The organism is Acididesulfobacillus acetoxydans, from assembly GCF_902729405.1.
Classification (GTDB): domain Bacteria; phylum Bacillota; class Desulfitobacteriia; order Desulfitobacteriales; family Desulfitobacteriaceae; genus Acididesulfobacillus; species Acididesulfobacillus acetoxydans.
Window position 1 is genome coordinate 3745501 of record NZ_LR746496.1, and the last position, 23380, is coordinate 3768880.

Here is a 23380-nt window from a genome sequence, read left to right on the forward strand (position 1 = left end):
GCTAGACCTCCCGTCTCAATTTGTACGCGGACTGCGGCTTCAATATAACGGTTGCTAAAGGAGGAAGCTTAATTCTTAAAGAGTAAGCCTGCCCCTGCCAGGGAACACGCTCGGCGACCAGCGGCGCGGGGTTAGTAATATTCAGACCGCCGAAAGCCTCGCGATCAGAATTAAAGATCTCGGAGTATACCTTACGCTCAGGCACCCCGATGCGGAAGTCCGGGTAGGAGACGGGGCGAAAATTGCTGACGACGACTAGGAAATTGGCGGGATCCCTGGCCGAGCGCCGGAACACCAGGATACTTTGCCCCCGATTATCGGCATCTGTCCACTGGAAGCCCGCCCAGTCACTGTCATTTTCCCAGAGCGCTTTTTCCCGACGGTAGAGTTCATTCACGCTCTTGACAAACTCCCGGTACTTCCTGTGCATGTCGTAAGCCAAGAGGAACCAGTCCAGTTCCCCCGCATAGCGCCACTCAATAAACTGGGCAAACTCCCCGCCCATGAACATCAGTTTCTTGCCCGGGTGTGTGATGAGATAGGTTTGCAAATTGCGCAGGCCGGCAAATTTCCGCCCGTAATCTCCCGGCATCTTGTCGATGAGCGATTTCTTGCCATGCACCACCTCGTCGTGCGAAAGCGCCAGGATGAAGTTCTCCGAAAAAGCGTAAGTGAGGGAAAAGGTCAGAAGCGTGTGTTGGTTTTGGCGTTGGTCAAAATCCAGTTGCATATATCTTAATATGTCATTCATCCAGCCCATGTTCCATTTGAAATTAAAGCCCAGGCCCCCGGCATAGGTCGGCGCCGATACGAGCGGCCAATCCGTCGCTTCTTCGGCAATCATGAGCACGCCCGGATGGTCGCGAAAAACAACCTGATTGAGTTTGCGCATAAAAGCGACAGCCTCAAGATTTTCCCTGCCCCCATGAATATTGCGCTTCCAGACCTGCCCCTCTTTACCGTAGTCCAAATAGAGCATGCTGCTCACCCCGTCCACCCGCAGGCCGTCCACATGGTAATTCTCCAGCCAGAAAAGCGCGTTAGAGATGAGAAAGCTCCAGACCTCGGTCTGGGCAAAATTAAAATTGTAGGTTCCCCATTGACCGTGTTCCTCTTTTTCGTAAACCGCTGCCCCGTTCAGCCTGCCCAAGCCATGGGCGTCTTTGCAGAAATGCCCGGGAACCCAATCCAGGATGACCCCGATCCCGGCTTGGTGGCAGCGATCGACGAAAGACATGAACCCCTTCGGATCCCCGTAGCGGCTGGTGACGGAATAATACCCCGTCACCTGATAACCCCAGGAACCGTCATAAGGGTGCTCCATAATTGGCATGAGCTCAATGTGTGTGTAACCCAAGTCGAGCACATAAGGCAGGAGTTCGCCGGCAAATTCCTCCCAGGAATAAAAATCCCCGTCTTTCTTGCGCCGCCAGGAACCCAGATGGACTTCGTAGATCGAAAGGGGTTTGTCCTGCTGCCGGCCTTTTTCCCGGTCCTTAAGCCACTTTCCATCCCGCCAGGGATACCCTTCCAGAGAATAGACGAGCGACGCCGTCAAAGGCCGCCGTTCGCTGTAAAACGCGTAAGGATCAGATTTCAGAAACACTTCACCCGACCGGCTCCGAATCGCATACTTGTATCTTTGCCCCTGCAGGTCCCCCGGCACCAAGGTCGTCCAGACGCCCGTCTCACCGGTCTGGCTCAGGGGGTTCCGGACGGCATCCCAGGCATTGAAATCCCCCACCACGGAAACTCCCGCCACCTCCGGAACCCAGAGCGCGAAGTGAGTCCCCTCGTACCCGTCTTGCTCGATCCGGTGCGCACCGAACTGGGTATAGCTCTTATAGAGTTCGCCCCGGTTAAATAAGTAAATTTCCTCCGGGCTCAAAAACGGCGGGCTATCCATAGCAACCTCCATCTCGCCGCTATCGCGACGATACACAGACGTCTCTGCTCTTGCGCTCCTTGTTTGGCTTTCTCGGGGCCTTGTCCCAGATAGTATCCCCTTCGCCCACCTGCTCCTGCGTCAGTTCCTTCCCTTACAGTCGAATTTTCTAGGGTTGAACTTTCTATGGTTGCATTCTCTATAGCTGTATTCTCGCCGGGTATGTTCTCATCGGGTGTGTTCTTATCGGGTGTGTTCTTATCGGGTATGTTCTTATCGGGTGTGTTCTTATCGGGTATGTTCTCGTATTCCCCTGGTTGTATTCTCTGTATTCTATCTCTGAAGCGTTTCTCCTCTTTGCGAAAAGAATCTTTACACTGTCTTTACCGGAATCCCGAATCTCCCCCTGGCTAAAGCCAGGCTACGGTCAAGGGGTTCTAAGAACCTATGATTGACTGCGTTTTGATCGGCTCTCGCCTAAAGGCTGCCGCGCCGGACTAAAGCCAGGGGAACGCGCTTAGCCTCTTGGTCAGAGAATGTTGTATCAGAGTCTGAGACTGAGAATCCTGTCGTTACGGCTCTGTCTTGAAATTATTCTTATTACAATTATGAAACTGCTATTACTTATTGTCAAGAGGGCTCAACCTTTTTGCCGCTGCGCCACCAAGAAAGTTTGCTTGGCACCGTATTCGCCGCAGGCTTTTCCTCCTTGGTTGAAGGGTTCAAGTAAGTTGGATTTACGCAAGGTCGTGGTGGATGGTGTGAAGGACGCCTCACAGCTCGAAGGCCTGTCGGGCCTGGGACCAAGCCTTGCGGCGAAGGCAGCTGAGTCAAATGTTTCTCTCAATGCGAAGTACTGATAAAATGATTTAAGGTAAGAAGCCTTCCAGACTTCTTACCTCGTGGGACCGCAAACCGGCCGTTGCCGCACCGCGGCGCCAGGCGCGAAACCTACTGATGCCAGACAGATACTAAATCTCCCCCGGCTACAGCCAGGGCCATGCGGCCGGGCTTATTGGTCAGGTCACGCCCGCCGCCGGCGGCGGCCTGTGCTAAAGGATCCGGCTTAGGGTCTGAAGAGCCAGTTCCATAGTGGCCGTATTCAATCTGGCCTCTGCCGTCTCCGGTTTGAACATGAGGAGGATATTTTCACCCAACTTAATTTGGTCCGAGGGATAAAAAGAGGTGTCCACGGGAATGGCCCCCAGGTTCAAGAAGAAATGTTTGCGGTCGTCTAAGTGTTCTTTATTTAAACGGACTTCAAAGAGGACTCCCTCGATCTCAGGGTGATTCTTTTCCAAAATGGCAATCACTTTGTTAAAGAGGAAACTCCCGATCCCGCGATCCTGATATTCCGGAATGATGCCCAGGTGCTCAAAGTAGGCTATTTTGGTCCTCGGCATCCAGTAGAAACTCGCGATGCCAAAGACCCGCCCGCCTTCGACCGCCGTGAAAAGGTAATAGCGATTCGGCTCAACGCGCTCGGGCGCCAGCAGCTTCTCCTCCACATCCCGCCCGATGGACTCGGGGTATTCAAAAACCGTATGTAAGAGGTGGATCGCTTCCTGGACATACGGATCATCGGGCTTTTTCCCTTGGATAAACTTCACATTCTCGCGGCTGACGTCCAAGGTGTTTCCCCACTTGTCCTTGATGACGAATTCCTTGTGCCGGATCATGGCCAAATCACCGGTATCGACAAAAGCCGCGTTAGCCTCATCCGTGTCAATATGAAATTCAGTCATCCCCTTCTCCACCACCCTGACTTTGACATCATAGTAGCAGACTTTTTTCTCTCCTTTGATGAGTACCACCACTTCGTCTCCCTGCGCCAACTCCAGCTTCTCCGCCTCTTTGGCCAAAAGATGAATATGCGCCTTGGCAATGATGCAGCCCTGATTCAGTACCACCACACCTTTGGGACCGATCAGCACCGCCCCCGGCGTCCCTTCCACATCACCGGAATGCCGCAGGGGAGCATCGATACCTAAGACATAGGTGTCCGTGCGGGCCAATTCCACCTGCGTCTTGGCCCGGGCCGGGCCGATAATGCGAACCTGCTGCAAAACACCCTTTGACCCGACCACATTCACCGTTTCCTTGGCGGCAAATTCTCCGGCCTGCCCGAGCTCCCTGAGCAGGGTCAGACCATGCCCCGGACCGAAAAGAGCCTCGATATGTTCCGGAGTCAGATGGACGTGGGCCCGGGAAACCCCGACCCTGACCAGCCAACGGGTATCCCTCTTGAAATCCGCTTTGTTAACATCGAGACTTGAATCGAAATTAGCTGCCATTCAGCTCACCTCTTTCTGCCTAATGAACTGCTCATCCTGCCTTATCATAACAGGCTGCGACCTCAGTTTCAAACGGGACACAGGGGCCTGACCCGGATCCCTGGCCCCCGGCCGGAAAGGGGCAGCCGGCTTTTTTCTGTCCCCCGCTCCGGCCTACGACACACTGACACAAAAAAACAGCGAGATGCCCGACCGGCACCCGCCGTTTTTCCTTTCCCCGTACCGAATTGGGGTCACCCCTATGGAAGGGCCCTCTTTTCCAGCCGTTAGGTTTCTTCCCTTCTGTGTACCCTTTGCTGCCACTTTAAAGCCCCCGGCCGGCGGCTCCGCTATTTTGCCGTCCCGAAGCGGCCCAGGTCTCTTTCGGATTTGCTTGCTAAACCCCCGGTCAGCAAACTGACCGCCGCTAAAACCACTAAATTGACGATCATGGCGACGATCCCCACATTCAGGTCTTTAACAGCCTGAGGCAGCGCCGGAAAGAGTGAGCCCACACTGGAATTCGTCACCGTGATGTAGGTCACCGTGAGGACGCCGGCTAAGATCCCGGCAAAAGCTCCGAATTTCGTTACAAAATTATTCTTAAGGAGACTGAAGATGAAAGCGGGAAAAATCTGAGTAACCAAGCTGTAACCCGCCAGAAGGAGCACCACAATCGCGGCTCCGCTGTTAAAAGTGAAGTAAACCGCTACCAAAGCCACCACCGGCACCAGCAATCGAGCAATTTTCGCCACCTGCTCTTCGGAAGTCGAGGGAGCAAACACTTGATAGATGTTCTTGGCGACGATTGTGGAAGACGCCATGAGCAGCATAGAGCCGGGCACCAGAGCCGTCAGAATCCCGGCCGCCCCAATCAAGCCGACAAACCAGGGGGCAAAGGTCATCTTGGCCAGCCTGAGCAGCGAGAGATCCCCGTTGGCCAGTTTAGGAATCTGCAGTACAGCCGCGAACCCGGCAAAAAAGACGAAGAGCAGGACCAACTGGTAGAGGGGCAGAACGATGGCATTTTTGCGGAAGACCCGCTCGTTTTTGGCCGCGTAGGAGGAGGCGAAAGAATGGGGCCACATGTAAAAGCCTAGGGCCGTCAGCACCACCGTGGATATGAACCAGGATACGCTCAGGCCCTTGGCAGGCAGGGTGAGAAAGCCCGGTTTGGCTTGGGCAATCGCGGAAAACATATTCTGATAACCCCCGTAATAATGGAAAGGCAGGTAGATACCCAGGAAGACCACGATCAACAAAATCATGCTGTCTTTGAGCACCGCAGTCCAGGCCGAGCCGTGGATGCCGGAGATCATCACATAGATCGTAACGACAATCACGCCGATCCAGACGGCCACCGTAGGGGAAATGGAGCCGTAGGAAACTTCGGACACAATACTTCCCAAGCCCTTCAACTGCAAGACGAGATAAGGCACCATGGCGATAACCCCGACCACGGCGACCAGCAACCCCAAAACGGGACTATTATATTTATGAACAAAGAAATCCGACTGGGACATCAGGTTGTTCTTCTTCGCATAGCGCCAGACCGCCGGCAGCATCCAATAAGACATGATGTAAGCCAAAGCTCCGTAGCACAGAATATAGAAGGTCGGTCCGCCTTTGCCGTAGGCCCAGCCGCTGCCACCCAGAAAAGTGAAGGTCGTATAGATCTCTCCGGCCATTAACAAAAATACCAATAGACTGCCAAAGCCGCGTCCCCCAACGGTCCATTGCTCCAGATTCATTTTCCGTCCTTGTCTGGCCCGAATCCCCAAATACAACGAGATGAGCAGAAAGGCGGCTATCTCCAGCAGCGCGAAGCTCATTCTGCCTCACCCCCCTTGTTGATCGGATCAAGCTTATAGATAATTCCCATAATAACAGATGTAACTACAACACACATGACGATCCAAAATAGGATGAAAGGAAGGCCTAATACATAAGGTGTAACGCGGTTGACAAACGGTATCCCGACCAGCATAGCCAAAAAAGGCAATAGCGCCAAAAGGCGGAACATTTTCATGCCTTGTATCCTCCTCTTCCAATGTTCTCTAGCTTAGCCTGCGTGCGCATGACAAACTCTTTCTCTCCGGCCGTCATCCCCCTCCGGCGCCCCCTCTTCGTCAGTCCCTCGCAACACTCCATCCAGCCCTTCTTATCAGTCCTTCGGAACGTGGACGCCTCTTACTGATGCAAAACGACAGGAAGCGTCGTTTACCCAATTAAAGCGGAGAATTCAGTAAAGCGAAGGTGGCATGAAGAAAAATCTTGATTCCGTTGGCCAGGGCGCTCTCATCAATGATAAAACGGGCGTGGTGATGCGGGTAGACGTATCCTTTGGCCCGGCTGCCGCCGCCGAGGAAGAAGAAGGCGCCCGGGGCCTTCTGCAAATAAGCGGAGAAGTCTTCGCCTCCCATGTTCGGCCGCACATACTCCAGCGCTGCCTCGCCCATAACCGCGCGCACGCTCTTTTCCAGGACACGGACAACGCGCTCATCGTTGATCACCGGTCTGTACCCCTTGATAATATTGAACTCGTAAGTCGCACCATGCGCTTCCGTAATACCTTTAACCACTCGCTCCATCAAACGCGGAACTTCCTCGCGCACCTTGGGATCCAGCGTGCGGATCGTACCCTCGATCTTAGCGCTCCCCGCAATGACATTTTCCTTGACTCCCCCGCTGAATTGGCCGACCGTAACGACCACGCTATCCAAGGGATCGATATTGCGGGCTGTGACATGCTGCAAATTGACGACCACCTCCGCACCGATCACTATAGCGTCGACCGTCTGCTGGGGCATGGCCCCATGTCCCCCTTGGCCATGAATCACGATGGTAAACGTGTCAGGCGAAGCCATCATCGGGCCGTAAGCCAAGCCCACTTTACCCGCTTCCAGCGGCGCCCAGATGTGTCCGCCTATAATCGCGTCCACCCCGTCCATCACACCGGCCTCCACCAGTTCCTCGGCCCCCCCGGGCGGAAACAGTTCCTCGGCGTGCTGAAAGATGAAACGCACCTCCCCCGCAATCTCATCCTGCAATCCGGACAAGATCTTCGCGGTTCCCAGCAGCATAGCCGTATGGGTGTCATGCCCACAGGCATGCATCACGCCGGGATTCCCGGACACATAGGGAAAGTCGTTCTCTTCTTGGATCGGTAAAGCATCAATATCCGCCCGAATGGCAACCGTTTTGCCGGGCCTTTTACCCTTCAGGCGCGCCATGACGCTGGTTTTCGCCGGCCGGCTCAGCTCCAGATGCCCGAAAGACGACAGAGTGTCATAGAGAAACTGCGCGGTTTTTTCCTCATGGTAAGACAATTCCGGGTTCTGGTGCAAATGCCTCCTCCAAGCTATGACCTCGTCCATCGCCGAGTCTGCCAGGGTCTTCAGTAGTTCCTCTTCCATCTCTTCCGTGAACTCCTTTTTCTTTTCCGTGAATCCCTCTTCTTTTTCCGTGAACTCCTCTTCCTTTCCTGTGAACGCCTTTTTCTTTTCCGTGAATCCCTCTTCCTTTTCTGTGAACGCCCCTTGCTTCTCCTTAAACTCCTTTTTCACTCTTCACGAAAATCCGGAAACGCAAAGGTCGCATCGTTCACCAATCTTTCACCTCCCTCCTTCTTTTCATCAGGCTTGTCTTACGGTCCATTTACGGCCATGTCCCTATATCCTTGCAACTATTATATAATAGCGGATTCGCTTTGAACAGATGAGAGTGAAAAAAAAAGCCCTCCTGGGCTTAAACAAGCAAGCATCTTAATTCACCGAGCTAACGGTCAAGCCGCCCGGACATCAACCTGAACTGTCGCCGAAGTTCACCCTGTAGATTCGCCGCGGCCGGCCTCGGGGGTGGGGATTGCTTTCGCCGACCACTTCGGCATACCCTGCCGCCTCCAAGGCCAGCAAAAGCCGACGCGCGCTGCGGGGTTGAACCCTTAGATGCTGGGCCAAGTCATGGGCATTTATCTCCCTATGCCCGATTTTTTTCAACACGGAATCGAGCTTGCTTAAAGTAGAAACACTGAGGCCGGAGTCATGGCTGGTCTGTTGCAAGGTCTCCGGGGCACAGGAATAAGCAACCTGCTCCGGGTGTCCCAAAGGTCCGACAATTGTATTGTCATCGAAAAAGGCCATCCAGCTTCCCTTCCCCTGCCCATGCGCGTGCAGCAAAGCTTGCCCGGCATGCGTTTCGGCCTCATAAGCACTGGTTCCCGTCCCGATCCCGCAAGTAATGGCACCCGGGGCGATTTTCAGGTCCTCAAGATCCGGAACAAAGTGAAAGTCCCCGGTAATATCCTCCAACAGTTTTCTGGTGGTGAATATCACATAACGTCCCGGCCCCGCCTGTTTAAGCGAGCCGCGAACTTTCCTGGCATAACGCAGGAGTTTCTCCGTCACTTGCAGTTCCAGCTTGTAAAGTTCGTCTGTGACAAACTTGTTTTTGATTAGTCCCAGAAAAGTATCGACCTCGATCATCTGAACGGCGATCTGTGCTTCCCGAAAGTGCAAGGCTTCCTTGGCCCGCAAAATGAGGTTAAGCACCGATTCCACGCTGGCCACGGTCGGCAAAACCCGAAAAGCCGGTACTCCCCGGCGCTGAAGTTCCAAGAAGGCCGAACGCAGACAGGTGACCGCGCCTTCCGTCCGCCCCCCCCGGTAAAGTGCTTCATGATAGTCACTCAGTTCCTTGACCGAAATCACGCCCGGATAATACTTAACATGGACCGGCTTTGCTTGAATGTTGGCCTCGGCAAAAGTCCGTTCCAACACACTCGGCCTGAACGTATCGTAGCTGAGACGTTCCAGATTCCACTTCCGCTCCAGGGCAATCTGAAGCAGCGTCCGGTAAAGACTGGACCCTTCGTATGTCACATAAAACATGGGCTTGGTCACCCCGCCCCAGGCTTTGGCGATGGCATAGGGCACCTGCCCGGAAAAAAGCCACATGTCCGCCTCGTTAACACGGGATTCCAGCTTGGCGACGATTTCTTCCTCTCTCAAGTAAAAAATCGGCACCAGTTCAAATTCTTTATACCCCCTGGCAATCGCCACAATCAGCTCCAGCGTGTCGTCCGCGCCCAGTATCCCAAGTCTAATGGCAGCCAGCCGCCTTTCTTAAAGCGTCGTCGGAAAGCTCCGCCCGCCCATCGCTCATCCTTTATTCATATAATAACAGATCCTGCTCCTAGGCAAAACACCGCCTTCCGGGAATTTGAACCCAGCCGGCGTCTCATTTTTCTCCTCCGGCCAACGTCGATTTCTGTTCCTCGAAAGGTCCGGTGAACCACCCTTATGGAAACCCATTACGTCCGTTTAGCCGAAACAGCGAAAAAGCAGATGCTTAACACACCTGCTGTTTCCGTCTGTGCTGGGTCCATCTGTTTTTTCCGACTCATCGACTGGATCAATCGGTAAACTTAGCCCCGGAAAGGATTCTAGACAAAATGGAGAATACTTTGCAAACCGATGAGCAGGAAGACCGTTCCCGCTTTCATAAGGGTAATAGCAAAGATATCTTTATAAGATTGTTTATGCGTGAGCCCCGAAATCCCCAAGAGCGTAATGACCGCTCCATTATGCGGCAGGGTGTCAAAACCGCCGGAAGCCATGGCAGCTACCCTGTGCAGCAGTTCCGGGCTAATCCCTGTCCGGTGGGCCCAAGCCAAATACTCTTTGCCAAAAGTCGCCAAAGCAATGCTCAAACCGCCCGAAGCCGAACCCGTTACGCCCGCCAGAGTGTTGACCGTCACCGCTTCTGAAAGCAGCGGGCTGCCGCCGTGATTAATCCCCATCAGGGCATGAGCGATCGTCTGAAAGCCCGGCAGAGTCTTGATGACATTGCCGTATCCGACTTCTGAAGCGGTATTCAGAACGGCTAACAAGGAGCCGATCGCGCCGGCGTTGATCGCCGTGGCCACATGTCCCTTGATCCGGCGGGGATTAATAGCCATCGCCAGAATGATCCCGACCAGCAAAGCGATGATCAGGGCCCAGTTGTTCATGACGCCGATAACTCCGCCTTTAGGAATGCTGTAAGGCGCTTTGGTCACCCAGGAGCTGATGTCCCAATGCGGAAAAACCATCGTTTGCAAAATCAGCGTCATGGCCAGCACCGCGACCAGAGGCAGGGCGGATAACCAGGGGTTGGGCAGACTCGTGTCCTCAACCATCTCCGGCTCCTGTTTATGATTCGTTCCGTATCCTTCGCCTTTGGCCTGAGCCGTACGCTTGCGCCACTCCAGGTAAAATATCCCCGCTACCAAAATGATCACCGCTCCCAGGGTGCCGAAAACCGGAGCCGCGTACAAATTCGTATTAAAAAACTGCATAGGAATCGAGTTCTGGATCTGGGGAGTTCCCGGCAGAGCATCCATAGTAAAAGTAAAGGCGCCCAGGGCGATGCTCGCGGGAATGAGGCGTTTGGGGATATCCGCTTCTTTAAAAATCGAGGCGGCAAAGGGATAGACCGCAAAGGCCACCACGAACAGGCTGACACCGCCATAGGTCAAAATCGCTGCCGACAGTACCACGGCTAGGATGGCCTGGCGTTTGCCCAGTTTTTGTACAATCACCTTGGCAATCGCTTTCGCCGCCCCCGACTCCTCCATCGCTTTGCCGAAGACGGCTCCGAGGAGGAAGAATGGGAAATATACTTTAATATAGTCCGCTAAATTCGGCAAAAAGATTTGAGTATACGTAGGCATGATCGCCATGCCGGAGAAAATGGCCGCCAGAAGTGCGAATACCGGGGCAAAAAATATCACGGAAAAACCCCTGTAGGCCATAAACATCAAGAGTCCAAGGCTAAGCAAAATGCCCAGCACTGCCATGAATCAACACCTCCGAAAATATTTACTCCTTCTCTATCCCTTCCGCCACCCTTGTCACCTTCCGGGTCCCAACCCTCCGCCCGGACAAAGTCTTTCTCTAACCCTTCTCCAACCTCTGTCTAACCCGTGTCTAATCCGTGGTCTAATCCGTGGTCTAATCCGTGGTCTAACCCGTGGTCTAACCTCTTGTCTGACCTCTTGTCTGGCCTGTACCCCAGCCCGTGTCTAACCTTTCTGCTACCCTTGTTTAACCCTGTTCGACCCTTCTTCAACTTTTCTTGTCCACTGCTTAACCCGTTTTCTATCCTTTTTCCGCCCCTGTCGGCCTCTCCGGTACGGATCGGAGCGCTCTCCGACCCGCACCGGGCCCCTGCGACTGCGCGGCCGGATTTCTTTCCGGCTTCGCACTTCTTCACACTTCCGGCGGGCTAAAGCCTTTCGACCACGAGGGCGATTCCCTGTCCGCCGCCGATACAGAGAGTCGCCAAGCCGCGCTTCACCTCCCTCTTCTCCATCTCGTGCAAGAGTGTCACTAAAATCCGGGTACCGCTGGCACCGATCGGGTGGCCCAGGGCGATAGCTCCACCATTAACATTGGTTTTATCCCCGGCCAGTCTGAGTTCCCGGGCCACTGCCAAAGTCTGAGAAGCAAAAGCCTCATTGGCCTCCACCAAATCGATATCCTCTATCTGCAAACCCGCCTTCGCCAAAGCCCTGCGGCTGGCCGGAATCGGGCCGGTCCCCATAATCCTCGGATCGACGCCGGCCGAAGCCCAGGAAACGAGGCGGACGAGCGGCTTAATGCCCAGGCTCTCCGCTTTTTCTCTCGCCATCACCACAACGGCCGCGGCTCCGTCATTGATCCCGGAAGAATTCCCCGCCGTCACGCTGCCGTCTTTCTTAAAAGCAGGCCGCAGCTTGGCCAAAGCCTCGGCTGTCGTGCCAAAGCGCGGAAACTCATCCTGGACAACAAGAAGCGGCTCTCCTTTCCGTTGCGGCACTGCCACCGGCACGATCTCGCCGACAAATTTTCCGGCCTTGATCGCCGCCTCCGCCCTCTGCTGACTGGACAGGGCATAATCGTCCTGATCCTGGCGAGAAAAACCGAACTGCTCGGCTATATTCTCAGCCGTAATCCCCATATGCACATCGTAAAAGGCGTCCCAGAGCCCCTCGTGAATCATGCTGTCCACCAGGGGGCCGTCTCCCATGCGGTAGCCGGAGCGCGCCTGGGGCAAAAGGTAAGGGGCTGCCGACATATTTTCCATGCCCCCGGCCACGATCACATCCGCGTCTCCAGCCAGGATCGCCTGAGCCGCGCTCACCACCGTTTTCAGACCCGAGCCGCAAACTTTGTTAAGCGTCAAAGCTGGCACTTCCTGAGGCAGCCCGGCCCTGACGGCCGCCTGACGCGCCGGGTTCTGCCCCAGACCCGCCTGCAGCACATTGCCCATAATCACCTCGTCGACCTGCTCCGGCTTAACCCCGGCCCGCCGGAGGGCTTCCGCGATTACCAGAGCACCAAGTTCAACCGCCGGGACCGATCCCAAAGCCCCTTGAAAGGAACCTACCGCTGTGCGCACCGCACTCGCAATTACTGCTTCCCGCATTTTTACCTCCACTTGACAACTTTAATTTCTCCGCTGCGAGGAACCGGTTGAGAAAGAAAGCACCACACCCTTGTACATCGACTCTTGATCAGGGCCGGCTTCCCGTTCCAAAAACCGGTTCCTCAGGGTTGCAAGCTTGCAGTCAACCCTCACTCCGCCGCCATACGCGGCGTTGCTTATTTTCGGCATGAAGCCTCATCCTGCTGAATCGGAAAGGGCAACGTGCAAAAACTCGCCTAATATCGAGATCTCGAGCAGCCGTCTTAACTCGCTAAATCAGAAATCCGCCGTTAATGTCGAGCACCGCCCCAGTCACATAAGCTGAGGAGTCAGCCGCAAAGAAGAGAGCCGCCTCAGCGATCTCCTCCGGCTCAGCCAGGCGCCCCGCCGGAATCTTGGCGATGAGAGCTTTAAGCTGTTCCTCCGGATACCTGAGCATCATATCGGTCTTCACATAGCCCGGCGCCAAGGCATTACAGGTAATCCCTTTGGTGGCGTTCTCAGCCGCCGTAACCTTTGTCAGTCCGATCAACCCCGCCTTGGTTGTCGCATAGTAACCGGTTCCGAAAATACCCATGCGCGCCGTGAGAGAAGACATATTCACAATCCGCCCGTACCCCTGCTGTCTCATCCCCGGCAACACCGCTTTCGTACAGTTAAAAGGCCCGGTCAAATTGACGGCGACTACCGCCTCCCAATTCTTACTTTCCGCTTTATGCAAGAGCCCGTCGCGGTTTATCCCCGCATTGTTAACGAGAATGTCAATCCGGCCGAACCGCGCCAGGACCCCAGCCACCATTCCCCCGACTTCCGCTTCCCGGCTGACGTCCGCCGGAAAAAACTCTGCTTCCACGCCCAACTGACGGATCTCTTGCACCGTTTGGACGGCTTTCCCTTCATTGAAAGGAATATCGTTCACCGCGATCTTGGCGCCTTCACGGGCAAAAGCCAACGCAATAGCCCGGCCCAATCCCTGACCGCTCCCTGTAATCAAGGCAACTCGATTCCCAACCTTCATAATCTTTTTAACCTCCCTAATCATCTTGAAATTCCCTTCGAAGTGTAATCGAAGTACCATAAAATTCCTTCCGCTTCTTCTGCAGGCCACCTGACAGTGCCTTCCGCCGCCCGGCCAGGTTCCGTCTGCCTTTATCCCATAACCCGGCCAAGTTCGGCCTGCCTCTATCCCATTAGCTCAGGCTTGAAAATCCTCTCGTCCATTACCTTTAAATCCGTTGCAACGATGGGTTTGAAACCCATTTGAGAAAGGATATCCCGTTGCAGATCCAGACCGGGTGCCACTTCGACCAGAACCAGTCCTTCAGCCCTCAGCTCAAAGACCGCGCGCTCGGTCACAAAGAGGACCTTTTGCCCCCGCTTACGCGCATAGTTGCCGCTGAAGGTAACCTGTTCCACATCCTGAACAAGCTTCGTAATCTTCCCTTCTTTCAGCACGCGCAGGCGACCGTCCTCGATCCGGACCTCACCGCCATTGGCGGTGAACGTTCCGCAGAAAACTACTTCTTTGGCGTTTTGGGAAATGTTGATAAACCCGCCCGCCCCGGCGATCCGGGACCCAAAACGACTGACGTTGACATTTCCTTCCCGGTCCATCTGGGCCATCCCCAGCACGGTCAAGTCCAACCCGCCCCCATCATAGAAATCGAACTGATAAGGCTGGTCGATCACACATTCCGGGTTAAAGCTGGCCCCAAAACTCATTCCCCCTGCCGGCACGCCCCCGATCGGCCCTGACTCCACGGTAAGGACAAACTCCTGGAGTTTACCCTCCTCGGCCGCCACGGAAGCGACCCCTTCCGGCATTCCGATCCCCAGGTTGACGATGGCGCCCGGACAAATTTCCCGGAAAGCCCGGCGCGCAATCACCTTGCGCTCGTCCAAAGGCATGGATTTTAACTGATTCAAGGGCAGGCGCAGCTCCCCGCTGTAAGCCGGATTATACTGCTCGGCAAAAGACTGCATGTGATTCTCGGGCCGGGAGGCCACGACCACCACATCCACTAAAATCCCCGGGATAACGACCTCGCGCGGATTCAAACTGCCGCGCTGTACCACCCGCTCCACCTGTACGATTACCAGACCGCCGCTGTTTCTGGCTGCCTGAGCCGCCGAGAGCGTCTCCAGGGTCAGCGCTTCCCGCGCGAAGGAGATGTTCCCGTCCTCATCGGCATAAGTGCCGCGCACGAGTGCCACGTCAATCGGAAAAGCGTGATAGAACAAATACTCCCGTCCGCGCACTGTCATGAGCTCCACCAGGTCCTCCTGGGTCACCCGGTTGAGCTTTCCGCCTCCCCGGCGCGGATCGACAAAGGTTTCCAGGCCGACATGGGTTAAAGTCCCCGGCTTACCGGCAGCAATATCCCGGAAGAGATGGGTAACCACACCCTGAGGAAAATTATAGGCTTCGATTTTCTCCTCCACCGCCAGTTTTCCCAACTTAGGCGCCAGATTCCAGTGTCCCCCGACCACTCGCTTGATCAGCCCTTCATATCCGAGATGGTTCATGCCGCGATCTTTACCGTCTCCTTGTCCGGCCGCGTAAACCAGGGAAAGATTGCGGGGACTTCCGCTGCGCAAAAATCTCTGTTCCAGTGCGACCGTCAATTCCTCGGGATGACCGATACTGACAAAGCCATCGATGGCCACCATACTGCCGTCCTTAATCAGAGCCACAGCCTCATCCGCACTGAGAAACTGCTTCCTCTTCATGTTGTACTTCCCCTCCAATCTGAAGAGTGATAATTGCAAAACCTGTGCCAAGCGCGCAAAAAAACCCCGAAGTCCCAATCCTTCCGGGTTTGCGGAGTTTTTTCCTAAAATAAGAATAGCTCGTCCTCTTTGAAGAGTGTCGCTCGTTCGCGACGTTCGCAAGCCTGTCCCGCTCAAATAATCTGAAAGATGAGCCATAAATGGCTGCTGTAACTTATTCGCGACATGTCGCGAATACGCGTTACCTATAACCTGCTTCGCTTCTTATGCCTGTCTTAATTCTTACGGCTGCTGTGAAAAAAGACAGTTTTTATCGTCAGATGGTGGTGCCGCCTGAGCGCCATGGGCATCTACTCTACTTCTTAAGGCTGCACTTTGCTTCTTACGACCCCTTTGTTTCTCACACCTTTCACACCTGCCCCCGCCGCTTCTCAGAGCCGCTTGGCCTTCCCCCGCCCTCAGTCCTCGCCCCGCAGCGTTCCATCTTACGGCCGCCTCTCGGAACCGCTTGGTTCTCCCCCGCCCTCAGTCCTCGACCCCATAGCGTTCCATCTTACGATAGAGATTCGCCCGGTGAATGCCCAGTAATTCCGCCGCCCGAACTTTGTTCCCACCCGTAGCCTTGAGAGCGCGTATGATGGCCGTACGCTCCGCCTCCGCTACCTCTTGGGCCAAGGGCTGCAGCACGCCCTCACCGCGCCTGTTCTCAAGGTCCTTGAGGTAGAGGGGCAAATCCTCTAAGACAATGGTTTCGCTTTCCGCCACATTCACCGCCCGCTCAACCACGTTCTGCAGTTCCCGGACATTACCCGGCCAATGATACTTCAGGAACAGGCTCTCGACCCGGCTCTCCAGCCGTTTCACCCGGGAACCCAGTTCCCGTCGAAACTTCTGCAGCAGATAAGCGCTGAGGAGAGGAATATCTCCCTCCCGCTCCCGCAAGGGCGGAACAGTCAGGGTGAAAACATTCAACCGGTAATAAAGATCCTGGCGGAACTCCCCGGTTTTCACCATCTGCTCCAGATCTCTGTGCGTGGCAGCGATGACCCGGATATCCAGCTGTTGCAGGCGGTTGCCGCCCACCCGTTCCACTTCCCTCTCCTGCAAGACACGTAACACTTTCGCCTGCATTGTCAAGGGCAGATCGCCCACCTCATCCAAGAAGATCGTCCCGCCATGGGCCAGCTCAAATTTGCCCGGTTTGCCTCCCTTTTTCGCTCCTGTGAAAGCCCCTTCCTCATAGCCAAAGAGCTCCGATTCCAAGAGTTCGGCCGGAATGGCCCCACAATTAACCCGGACAAAAGGAAAAGCCTGCCGGGGGCTGATGGCGTGAATCGAGTGGGCGAAGAGCTCTTTCCCCGTGCCGCTCTCCCCTCGCAGCAGGACCGTCGACTTGCCCTGAGCCGCTTTTTCCGCCAACTCTTTGGCCCGCACGAGCGGGCGGCTTTGCCCGACGATGTCGCTCAGAGTATAGCGGACTTTCTGATAATGCTGCTGGTAATGCTGCAGTTCTTTTTCGTAAAACTTCACTTTGTTTTCCAGGAGGTTCAGCTTTTCGGCGAGTGAACGCAGTTCCTGCACATCCCGAAACATCACCTTGCCGACCGCGCCCACGATTTCCCCGTTTTCCCAGAGGGGAATGCGCATGACCATGGCTTCTTTGCCCCGGATGTTCATGAGTTCGCCGATTTCGGCTTCCCCTGTCTGCACGACAATGTGCATACGGCTGGTCGGCAAGACTTCGGTAACATGTTTGCCGATCGCCTCTTCCTGGGTAGTCTCGAGGAAGTTGCAGTACGCTTTCGTAATCCGCGTCACAATACCGTTGCGGTCGATCACGATCACGCCGTCATAAGCGTGTTCGAAGATGTTTTCCAGATTTGTGAGAATGCTTTGCGTGCTGCCCAGCCGGGACAGCAGTTCTTGCAGCTCGCTCCCATCCTGGAAGACCGCCACCGCCGCCACAACCTTGCCGCCGGCATATACCGGCGCCCGGTTGGTAATCATTAGCCTGCCATCGATATACAGCCGGGCGGGCTGCGGTTTCCCGTCTTCCAGAACCTGCCCCAATTCGGACTCCGGTATGACCTCCCGGATCTGGCGTCCGAGAATGGCGGAAATCCCGCGACCGATAATATCCGCCGCCATCTGATTGCAAAAGATAATATTCTGCTCTCGGTCAATGACAATAACGCCGGCGCGGATAGCTTCGAGAACACCCCGGGCCGCGATAGCGCCCGTCGTCGGCACACTCTCACCCTCTCCATCATACACCCGATACACAAGTTCGCTCAGGTTCTTCTCATTCTTGTCTTTGTTCATCCTGGTCGTCCGTTTGTCCTTTCACCCAAATCGTCTTTCTTGTTCCCGTCTCTACCATTGTACTTCAACCGTGTATCACAAGCAAAAGCCGGGGCCCAAGGAAACCGGATGAAGGATGACGCTCCCACACCACAAGAGCGCCACTTCCTACATCCGTCAAGTACATCTCAATAGGTCAAAAGGTTGTCGGTCAGACCCTGAGCAAACGCCTCCACACTTTTGTACAAACCCGAAGCGGGTGGCATCACATTTCGTTCAACCCATTCTTCCAGATAATAAATAGCGGCTTCATAATAAGGGTGAACGCTCTGCTGGTCTCCCTTGCTCCCTTGATACAATCCTTCAACATGATTTCCCCGGTCAATCTCGTATAACCGGTGCAAATGACCTCTTCCCTGTCCCCAAACCAGGTTAGCATAAGCTTCCGCATGGTACTTGAAGGGAATTAGACAATCCCAATTCCCGGCAACTGACAGCAGCGGTTTACCAATTGAACCGGTATTAGACAAAGGCCGAATGCGCTCATCCAAATACTCCCTGCGGTCCTCCCAGGGATAGTGGGTGAGGGGACTGGTTTCCCCAATAAGCCGATCAGACCATTCAGTCTTGAAAGGTTCCCACTCGGGATCAAGATTACGCCCATAGAGCCACAACGTCAAAGCCCAATAAGCCCTGTAGTATAGTTCCCAGTAGGGCTCGGACAAAGGGTGTAAGCCGGCATCCAGCAACTTAGAAAAGGCTGTATCACGTTCGTCTGTGCCACGGTCTCCTCGTAAATTCCGGTATACGGGATATGACTCGACATACTCCGGTATAGTGGTCAAAAAGTGACGGCCCTCAGGGGCCCAAAGGACCCCCTCCCACTCTACCCCTCCGTCAAAAAGCTGAGGGCATTGTTCTAGCAAACGGCGGGTTATATAACCGCCGTTGCTTATTCCGGAGACGTAAACACGCTGCGGAGCCACCTGATAAAACTGTTCCGCCAACTCTGCCGCGACTCTTGCAAGCTGTTCGTAGTTTGTCACCCACTCCGCCATGCTTCGGTTCGGATTCCTCAAACTGAGTCCGGGGGTACCTTTGTCGGAAGCCGCGTAGGCGTACCCACGTTGAACTACAATGTCGCTCAATATGAAATCAAGACAATATTCCGTTCTGACAGCCGCAGTTCCACCAATCATAAGTTTTCCGTTCCATAACGATTTTTCCGGCAATCTGATCAGCGCACGGGCGTTACCGATATGTCCGGTCCAAACATACCCTGGTATCGCCTTGCGAATCACGGGACGCTTACAGACCAGAGCAGCGGCATCTGAGTTATCGGAATGACTCTTTGTAGTCAAGTCGGCGACTTTTTGTAGATATGGCAGTAGATACATCCTGTTTACACTCCTTCAATTCAATAACAAGCTGTGTTTTTACTCCGTATTTAAGCCAATATTCTTAAGGGGTCAATCTCTCAATTTACTAGGCTCCGGCAGGAAGAAGGAACCGACGAAGAAAGAACATTCTACAATCGTTATAAACACGAAGGCCATTTTGAAGTCTCCATGATTTGCATCAACAATCGCCCCAAATAGCGTCGGAACCACCGTAGCCACGATATAGCTGATGGACCAAAACAAACTGAAAGTGACGGAGATTTTTCTCGGTGTCATGTTGGGCATTTCTTGCGCCAGGGTAACTAGTGCCGTCATGGGCAAAAACATGAAGATTCCCAAAACAGCAGCGCTGATGGTCGCCAGCGTAGCGTTGTTCCCAGAGAAATTAAGTCCGATAATCGATACGATTTGGATTAAGCCGGAAATCTTGATTACAGGAATTCTCTTGGCAACCTTTCTCGAATAAATAATCCCTAAAACAGCACCAACTATACCCATCAAAATCACAATTTTCGCTTGTGATATGCCGGCTGTCGGGTAAAATGTGAACAGCACGATATAGAATGCCAGAAGCCCGGAATAGGTCAAGGCAAATTTCCAATTAAACGGATCCTTTAAACCGTCAATAAAAGAGTAATTCTCGTCGAGAGGTCTCACATTTGGCGAAGCAGTTTTATCTTCCTTATACTTTCCAAATACGAGCCAAAGAACAAAGAAAACGATACTTGCCAAAGACAAAGCCACCAGGGTCTGTCTCCAGCCGCCGAAAATGCCGATGAAATTCTTGAAAAAGAACATGACTATGGCTGTACCTACATTGAAAGCTACTGCGTTGAGCCCATTGACAAGAGGTCTCTCTTCGGGTTCAAACCACTGCATAACGATGGGATTGAAATAAACAACCACCAAGGCTCCGCCTAATCCCATGAGAAATCGAGAGGCAAGCAACACAGAATAATTCGCTGAGAATGGCGTCAGGATACTCATAGCAATCATTAGAGACGCAAGGCTAAAAGCGTTTCGAATACCTAATTTCAAGGCAACCCATGCGGCAATGGCGGTCCCGACAATTTTAGCAAAGGTAACACTCGTGCTAATGAAACTCGCCGAGGCCAAATTATGGATCCCCATAGCCTTCATGATTGGGGCCATAAAAGCATCCCCACCCGACCATGCCATAGCAAATAAGGCATAACTGAAGAACAAGATGAACTCAATTAAATATTTCCGCTTCATTCAAACATCCTCCTCAAAATATTCTGTTGTATAGGTATTCGTGCACGAATGGGAATCCTGCGGTACCACCTGCTTACATCATTATGCAATAACCGTGCCCAAATCAGAAAAGGCCTCCAGTCCTTAAACTGAAGGCTTTCGTGTGGAAATGAGCTGAGGCAACGTCGTAACATTCAGACACACTTTGTTTCATTTTGTTTCAATTGGAACGAATCCTATTCCAGTTTGTATTCTTTCATCTTCCGGTAGAGAGTGACTCTGGGAATATCAAGCTTAGCTGCGGCCAAGCTCTTGTTGAGTTTGGCTTCATCAAGAGCCGCTCTAATCATCCTTTTTTCAATAGAGCGCAAAACATCATTAAGCCCCATGTTAGCAAACCTAAAGTCACTCTCAAATGAGGCGTTTAAGATATTTTTCGGCAAGTCATTAATCGTTATCTCGGTATCATCGGCATTGACAGCCATTTTGTGCACCACGTTTTTGAGTTCTCGTATGTTGCCGGGCCAGTCATATTTCCGGAGAACGTCCATCGCAGGTTTTGACATCTTGCGGAAAAGACCTGATTCTTTCCAAAATGAGTCTAAAAAAACGCGGACAAGTTGGGAGATATCTTCGCTTCTCTCTCTAAGCGGTGGAACTTCAATTGTTAAGACATTTAACCGGTAATAGAGATCGTCCCTGAATTCTCCATTTTTAATCATAAGGGGAAGATCTTTGTGCGTAGCGCAAATAACCCTCACGTCAATGGCCGTCGGATTTTTCCCCCCGATCTTAGTGATCTCTTTTTCCTGCAACACTCTAAGGAGCTTGGCCTGCATGTAATAAGGCATATCTCCAATCTCGTCCAAAAAAATGGTCCCACCATCCGCAAGCTCAAACTTGCCAATGTTGCCACCCCTCTTAGCCCCGGTAAATGAACCCTCTTCATACCCAAACAGTTCGGACTCCAGAAGGTGTTCGGGGATAGCCGAACAATTGATGCCGACAAACGGTTGATCGTGTCGGCTACTCAAATTGTGCAGTGCATGGGCAACCAGCTCCTTGCCAACACCACTTTCCCCGAAGATTAGCACGTTTAAGCTGATGCCGGAGCATTTCTGCAGTTGTTTCTTACACCGAGCAATCGCCGGGGAATCTCCCAAGATATCTTGGATACTGTATTTAGCCGTGTTAATTTTGGCCAGCTCGTTTTTATACATCCTTAGCTCTCTATCAAGATTTTCATACTGTTTAATAATACCAATAATTTGATCAACCTGCTCAAATACAACCATTCCGAAACCACCCAGCAGCTCTCCGTCGTTCCCGAAAATCGGTATTCTATGCACAATTGCTTCCTTCCCGGCGCTAGGAAAGGTGTGTCTCATGGCAATGTCAGCCTTTTGGGCCTTTAGAGTTTCCATAAACTTCGAGGTCGGATTAACGTCGGTCACAATGCGACCGATGATATCCTCTAGGGGAATACGCAAAAAGTCAGCAAACACCTTATTCATGTAAATAATTTTGCCATCTGCATCGAGGAAGTCGACAAGGATAGGTAGATTGTCAAAGGCTCCATGGCAAAACTCTATAAATTTTCTGGTCTTCATAAAATTCGACATCCGGTACCCACCTCAACTCCTGACCAGGCATCAAGACCTAGTACACGAAGCTCAAAATCGCGCCCCTATTCATACCATTTTTGAACGCCGGCAGCCCACCGTTCCCCAGCTGAAGAACAATAAAAGACTGCCGGAATCTCATTCCAAACCCACCCGCCGGGCATCTCCACCGGCTCTAGAACACATGCTCAGACAACAGTTCAGTTAAGGGCAGCCCCCAGCGCGACGGCTTACCGCCCGTCCTGTAATACATCTCTTTGAAAGCCAACTTCAGCGCAAAGATCATGCGCCCCATCTTGAGAATGCTCGTCTTGCCCCCGTACCACACATCCGAATGAATGTAAAAAGCCTTGTCCCGGCCCATGTCGCCCATGCAGATGACCTCCGGCTTAAACACTTCTGCCGCACTCTCCGCCGGCAGGCGCCCCAAGTCCTTGGCGATCTGCGCCGCCACAATCCGGGCCTGCATGTCCCCCAGGGTTCCCAGCTTGGGAACGGTCAAAGCCGCCGCGTCCCCAACCGCAAAAATCTTTGGGTAATCCGGGCTGCGCATCGTCAGATCCGTGACCACAAAGCCCTCCTCGTCCGCAATCGGCAAATCTTTCATGAAATCATGTGCCTTCCAATCGGGTAAGACGAGCTTGACTTCTGCCTCCAAACTGGTCCCATTGGCAAATTCGATCCCATCCTTCGTCAAACGCCTGATATCCTCTGTCTTGTTGACATAATGATACCCCATGTTCCCGGCCATTTCCAGGAATTTCGAGACGATCTCCTCTCCGGCATCCTCCGCGATAACCGGAGCCGGCGTAAACAAAGTAATCTTGTTCGGACCGCCCCAAGAATGATCCTCCAACCAAGCACCCATTGACAGGGCGATCTCTAACGGCGGACCTTCACAGGCCGCCAGGGCCGTAGGCAGCCAGTCCGGTTTGCCCTTGCTCCCTTGATGGAAGCGGGCGGAACCGATCACGATTGGACCTCCTTTATATCCTCCCTCGTGCAGGTAACGGCGGAACCGGTTGCCGTAGTAAGTATCCGACAGGGTAAACCCGTATTCCCCAAAGCCTTCGATCTGATCATAAGCCAGCCGGGCGCCCAATGCCACCACCAGGTAATCGTATTGAATATGTTCTACCGGCGCCCCCGGCCGCTCCGTGACCACAAAATCCACCTGCGAGTTTTCCACGTCAATCGCCCGGACGTCCGCCTGAATAAACTCACTCCCATCACCGTGCAGGACATGTTCAATCGGCATGTGCAGACTATTCTGCGGATCGCGGTTGGCGAACACCTCTATGGGGATATTCGGCACGAAGACCAAGTAAGACTTACGATCAATGACCGTAATGTCGACAGCCCCGCCACACTGCTCCCGGATAAACCGAGCTGTAGTCAATCCGGCAAAGTTCGCTCCCAGCACCAAAACCCGGGGTTTCTTGCTTCCTTGCATGACCTTTCCCTCCTTCTATTTGCTTCGGCCTATTTGCTTCGGGGCATCCGCAC

16 protein-coding genes are annotated in these 23380 nt (G+C 53.4%); 1 reads left to right on the forward strand and 15 read right to left on the reverse strand.

Going from position 1 to position 23380, the window contains the following annotated elements; translation table 11 throughout:
• Nucleotide 1: 1 nt before the first annotated feature.
• On the reverse strand, nucleotides 2-1906 hold the full coding sequence (gene glgB, locus MNU25_RS16725) for a 1,4-alpha-glucan branching protein GlgB (RefSeq protein ID WP_240986891.1): 1905 nt from the start codon (nucleotides 1904-1906) through the stop codon (nucleotides 2-4).
• 710 nt (nucleotides 1907-2616) lie between these two features.
• Here glgB and MNU25_RS20160 point away from each other — a divergent pair.
• Nucleotides 2617-2745, forward strand: coding sequence for a hypothetical protein (locus MNU25_RS20160; RefSeq protein ID WP_261486240.1), 129 nt, complete (start codon nucleotides 2617-2619; stop codon nucleotides 2743-2745).
• Between the two features lie 192 nt (nucleotides 2746-2937).
• On the opposite strand, the gene pduL is transcribed toward MNU25_RS20160, so the two are convergent.
• From pduL to MNU25_RS16795, 14 genes are all read right to left on the reverse strand, one after another.
• Complete coding sequence (gene pduL / locus MNU25_RS16730; RefSeq protein WP_240986107.1) at nucleotides 2938-4179, reverse strand: phosphate propanoyltransferase; 1242 nt, start codon at nucleotides 4177-4179, stop codon at nucleotides 2938-2940.
• Nucleotides 4180-4508: 329 nt separating this feature from the next.
• Nucleotides 4509-5990 carry a sodium:solute symporter family protein gene (locus MNU25_RS16735; RefSeq protein ID WP_240986108.1) on the reverse strand — a complete coding sequence of 494 codons (1482 nt, stop codon included), beginning with the start codon at nucleotides 5988-5990 and terminating at the stop codon, nucleotides 4509-4511.
• A complete protein-coding gene (locus MNU25_RS16740; RefSeq protein WP_240986109.1) occupies nucleotides 5987-6187 on the reverse strand; it encodes a DUF3311 domain-containing protein in 201 nt (66 codons plus the stop codon). The genes MNU25_RS16735 and MNU25_RS16740 overlap by 4 nt, the downstream gene beginning before the upstream one ends.
• A gap of 199 nt (nucleotides 6188-6386) precedes the next feature.
• Nucleotides 6387-7724, reverse strand: coding sequence for an amidohydrolase (locus MNU25_RS16745; RefSeq protein ID WP_240986110.1), 1338 nt, complete (start codon nucleotides 7722-7724; stop codon nucleotides 6387-6389).
• A 234-nt stretch (nucleotides 7725-7958) separates the two neighbouring features.
• Complete coding sequence (locus tag MNU25_RS16750; protein WP_240986111.1) at nucleotides 7959-9218, reverse strand: helix-turn-helix domain-containing protein; 1260 nt, start codon at nucleotides 9216-9218, stop codon at nucleotides 7959-7961.
• 383 nt (nucleotides 9219-9601) lie between these two features.
• A complete protein-coding gene (locus tag MNU25_RS16755) occupies nucleotides 9602-10996 on the reverse strand; it encodes a GntP family permease (RefSeq protein ID WP_240986112.1) in 1395 nt (464 codons plus the stop codon).
• Between the two features lie 428 nt (nucleotides 10997-11424).
• Nucleotides 11425-12606, reverse strand: a complete 1182-nt coding sequence (locus MNU25_RS16760) for an acetyl-CoA C-acetyltransferase (RefSeq protein WP_240986113.1) — start codon at nucleotides 12604-12606, stop codon at nucleotides 11425-11427.
• 271 nt (nucleotides 12607-12877) lie between these two features.
• Complete coding sequence (locus MNU25_RS16765; RefSeq protein ID WP_240986114.1) at nucleotides 12878-13624, reverse strand: SDR family NAD(P)-dependent oxidoreductase; 747 nt, start codon at nucleotides 13622-13624, stop codon at nucleotides 12878-12880.
• Nucleotides 13625-13788: 164 nt separating this feature from the next.
• Entirely contained in the window at nucleotides 13789-15336 is a 1548-nt protein-coding gene (locus tag MNU25_RS16770) for an acyl CoA:acetate/3-ketoacid CoA transferase (RefSeq protein ID WP_240986115.1), read from the reverse strand.
• Nucleotides 15337-15861: 525 nt separating this feature from the next.
• Nucleotides 15862-17658, reverse strand: a complete 1797-nt coding sequence (locus tag MNU25_RS16775) for a sigma 54-interacting transcriptional regulator (RefSeq protein ID WP_240986116.1) — start codon at nucleotides 17656-17658, stop codon at nucleotides 15862-15864.
• 167 nt (nucleotides 17659-17825) lie between these two features.
• Complete coding sequence (locus tag MNU25_RS16780) at nucleotides 17826-19034, reverse strand: alpha/beta hydrolase family protein (protein ID WP_240986117.1); 1209 nt, start codon at nucleotides 19032-19034, stop codon at nucleotides 17826-17828.
• 72 nt (nucleotides 19035-19106) lie between these two features.
• Nucleotides 19107-20273 (reverse strand): MFS transporter, encoded by a 1167-nt coding sequence (locus MNU25_RS16785; RefSeq protein WP_240986118.1) that lies wholly within the window; start codon nucleotides 20271-20273, stop codon nucleotides 19107-19109.
• 215 nt (nucleotides 20274-20488) lie between these two features.
• On the reverse strand, nucleotides 20489-21874 hold the full coding sequence (locus tag MNU25_RS16790) for a sigma-54 interaction domain-containing protein (protein WP_240986119.1): 1386 nt from the start codon (nucleotides 21872-21874) through the stop codon (nucleotides 20489-20491).
• 175 nt (nucleotides 21875-22049) lie between these two features.
• A complete protein-coding gene (locus MNU25_RS16795; RefSeq protein WP_240986120.1) occupies nucleotides 22050-23327 on the reverse strand; it encodes an NAD(P)/FAD-dependent oxidoreductase in 1278 nt (425 codons plus the stop codon).
• Nucleotides 23328-23380: the final 53 nt, after the last annotated feature.

Bases quoted from the DNA above. Each gene is read 5' to 3' on its own strand.
- MNU25_RS16740 (WP_240986109.1), bottom strand. From the start codon at position 6,187: ATGAAAATGTTCCGCCTTTTGGCGCTATTGCCTTTTTTGGCTATGCTG.
- MNU25_RS16790 (WP_240986119.1), bottom strand. From the start codon at position 21,874: ATGTCGAATTTTATGAAGACCAGAAAATTTATAGAGTTTTGCCATGGA.
- MNU25_RS16775 (WP_240986116.1), bottom strand. From the start codon at position 17,658: ATGAACAAAGACAAGAATGAGAAGAACCTGAGCGAACTTGTGTATCGG.
- MNU25_RS16780 (WP_240986117.1), bottom strand. From the start codon at position 19,034: ATGTATCTACTGCCATATCTACAAAAAGTCGCCGACTTGACTACAAAG.
- MNU25_RS16760 (WP_240986113.1), bottom strand. From the start codon at position 12,606: ATGCGGGAAGCAGTAATTGCGAGTGCGGTGCGCACAGCGGTAGGTTCC.
- MNU25_RS16765 (WP_240986114.1), bottom strand. From the start codon at position 13,624: ATGAAGGTTGGGAATCGAGTTGCCTTGATTACAGGGAGCGGTCAGGGA.
- MNU25_RS16785 (WP_240986118.1), bottom strand. From the start codon at position 20,273: ATGAAGCGGAAATATTTAATTGAGTTCATCTTGTTCTTCAGTTATGCC.
- pduL (WP_240986107.1), bottom strand. From the start codon at position 4,179: ATGGCAGCTAATTTCGATTCAAGTCTCGATGTTAACAAAGCGGATTTC.
- glgB (WP_240986891.1), bottom strand. From the start codon at position 1,906: ATGGATAGCCCGCCGTTTTTGAGCCCGGAGGAAATTTACTTATTTAAC.
- MNU25_RS16755 (WP_240986112.1), bottom strand. From the start codon at position 10,996: ATGGCAGTGCTGGGCATTTTGCTTAGCCTTGGACTCTTGATGTTTATG.
- MNU25_RS16795 (WP_240986120.1), bottom strand. From the start codon at position 23,327: ATGCAAGGAAGCAAGAAACCCCGGGTTTTGGTGCTGGGAGCGAACTTT.
- MNU25_RS16770 (WP_240986115.1), bottom strand. From the start codon at position 15,336: ATGAAGAGGAAGCAGTTTCTCAGTGCGGATGAGGCTGTGGCTCTGATT.
- MNU25_RS16735 (WP_240986108.1), bottom strand. From the start codon at position 5,990: ATGAGCTTCGCGCTGCTGGAGATAGCCGCCTTTCTGCTCATCTCGTTG.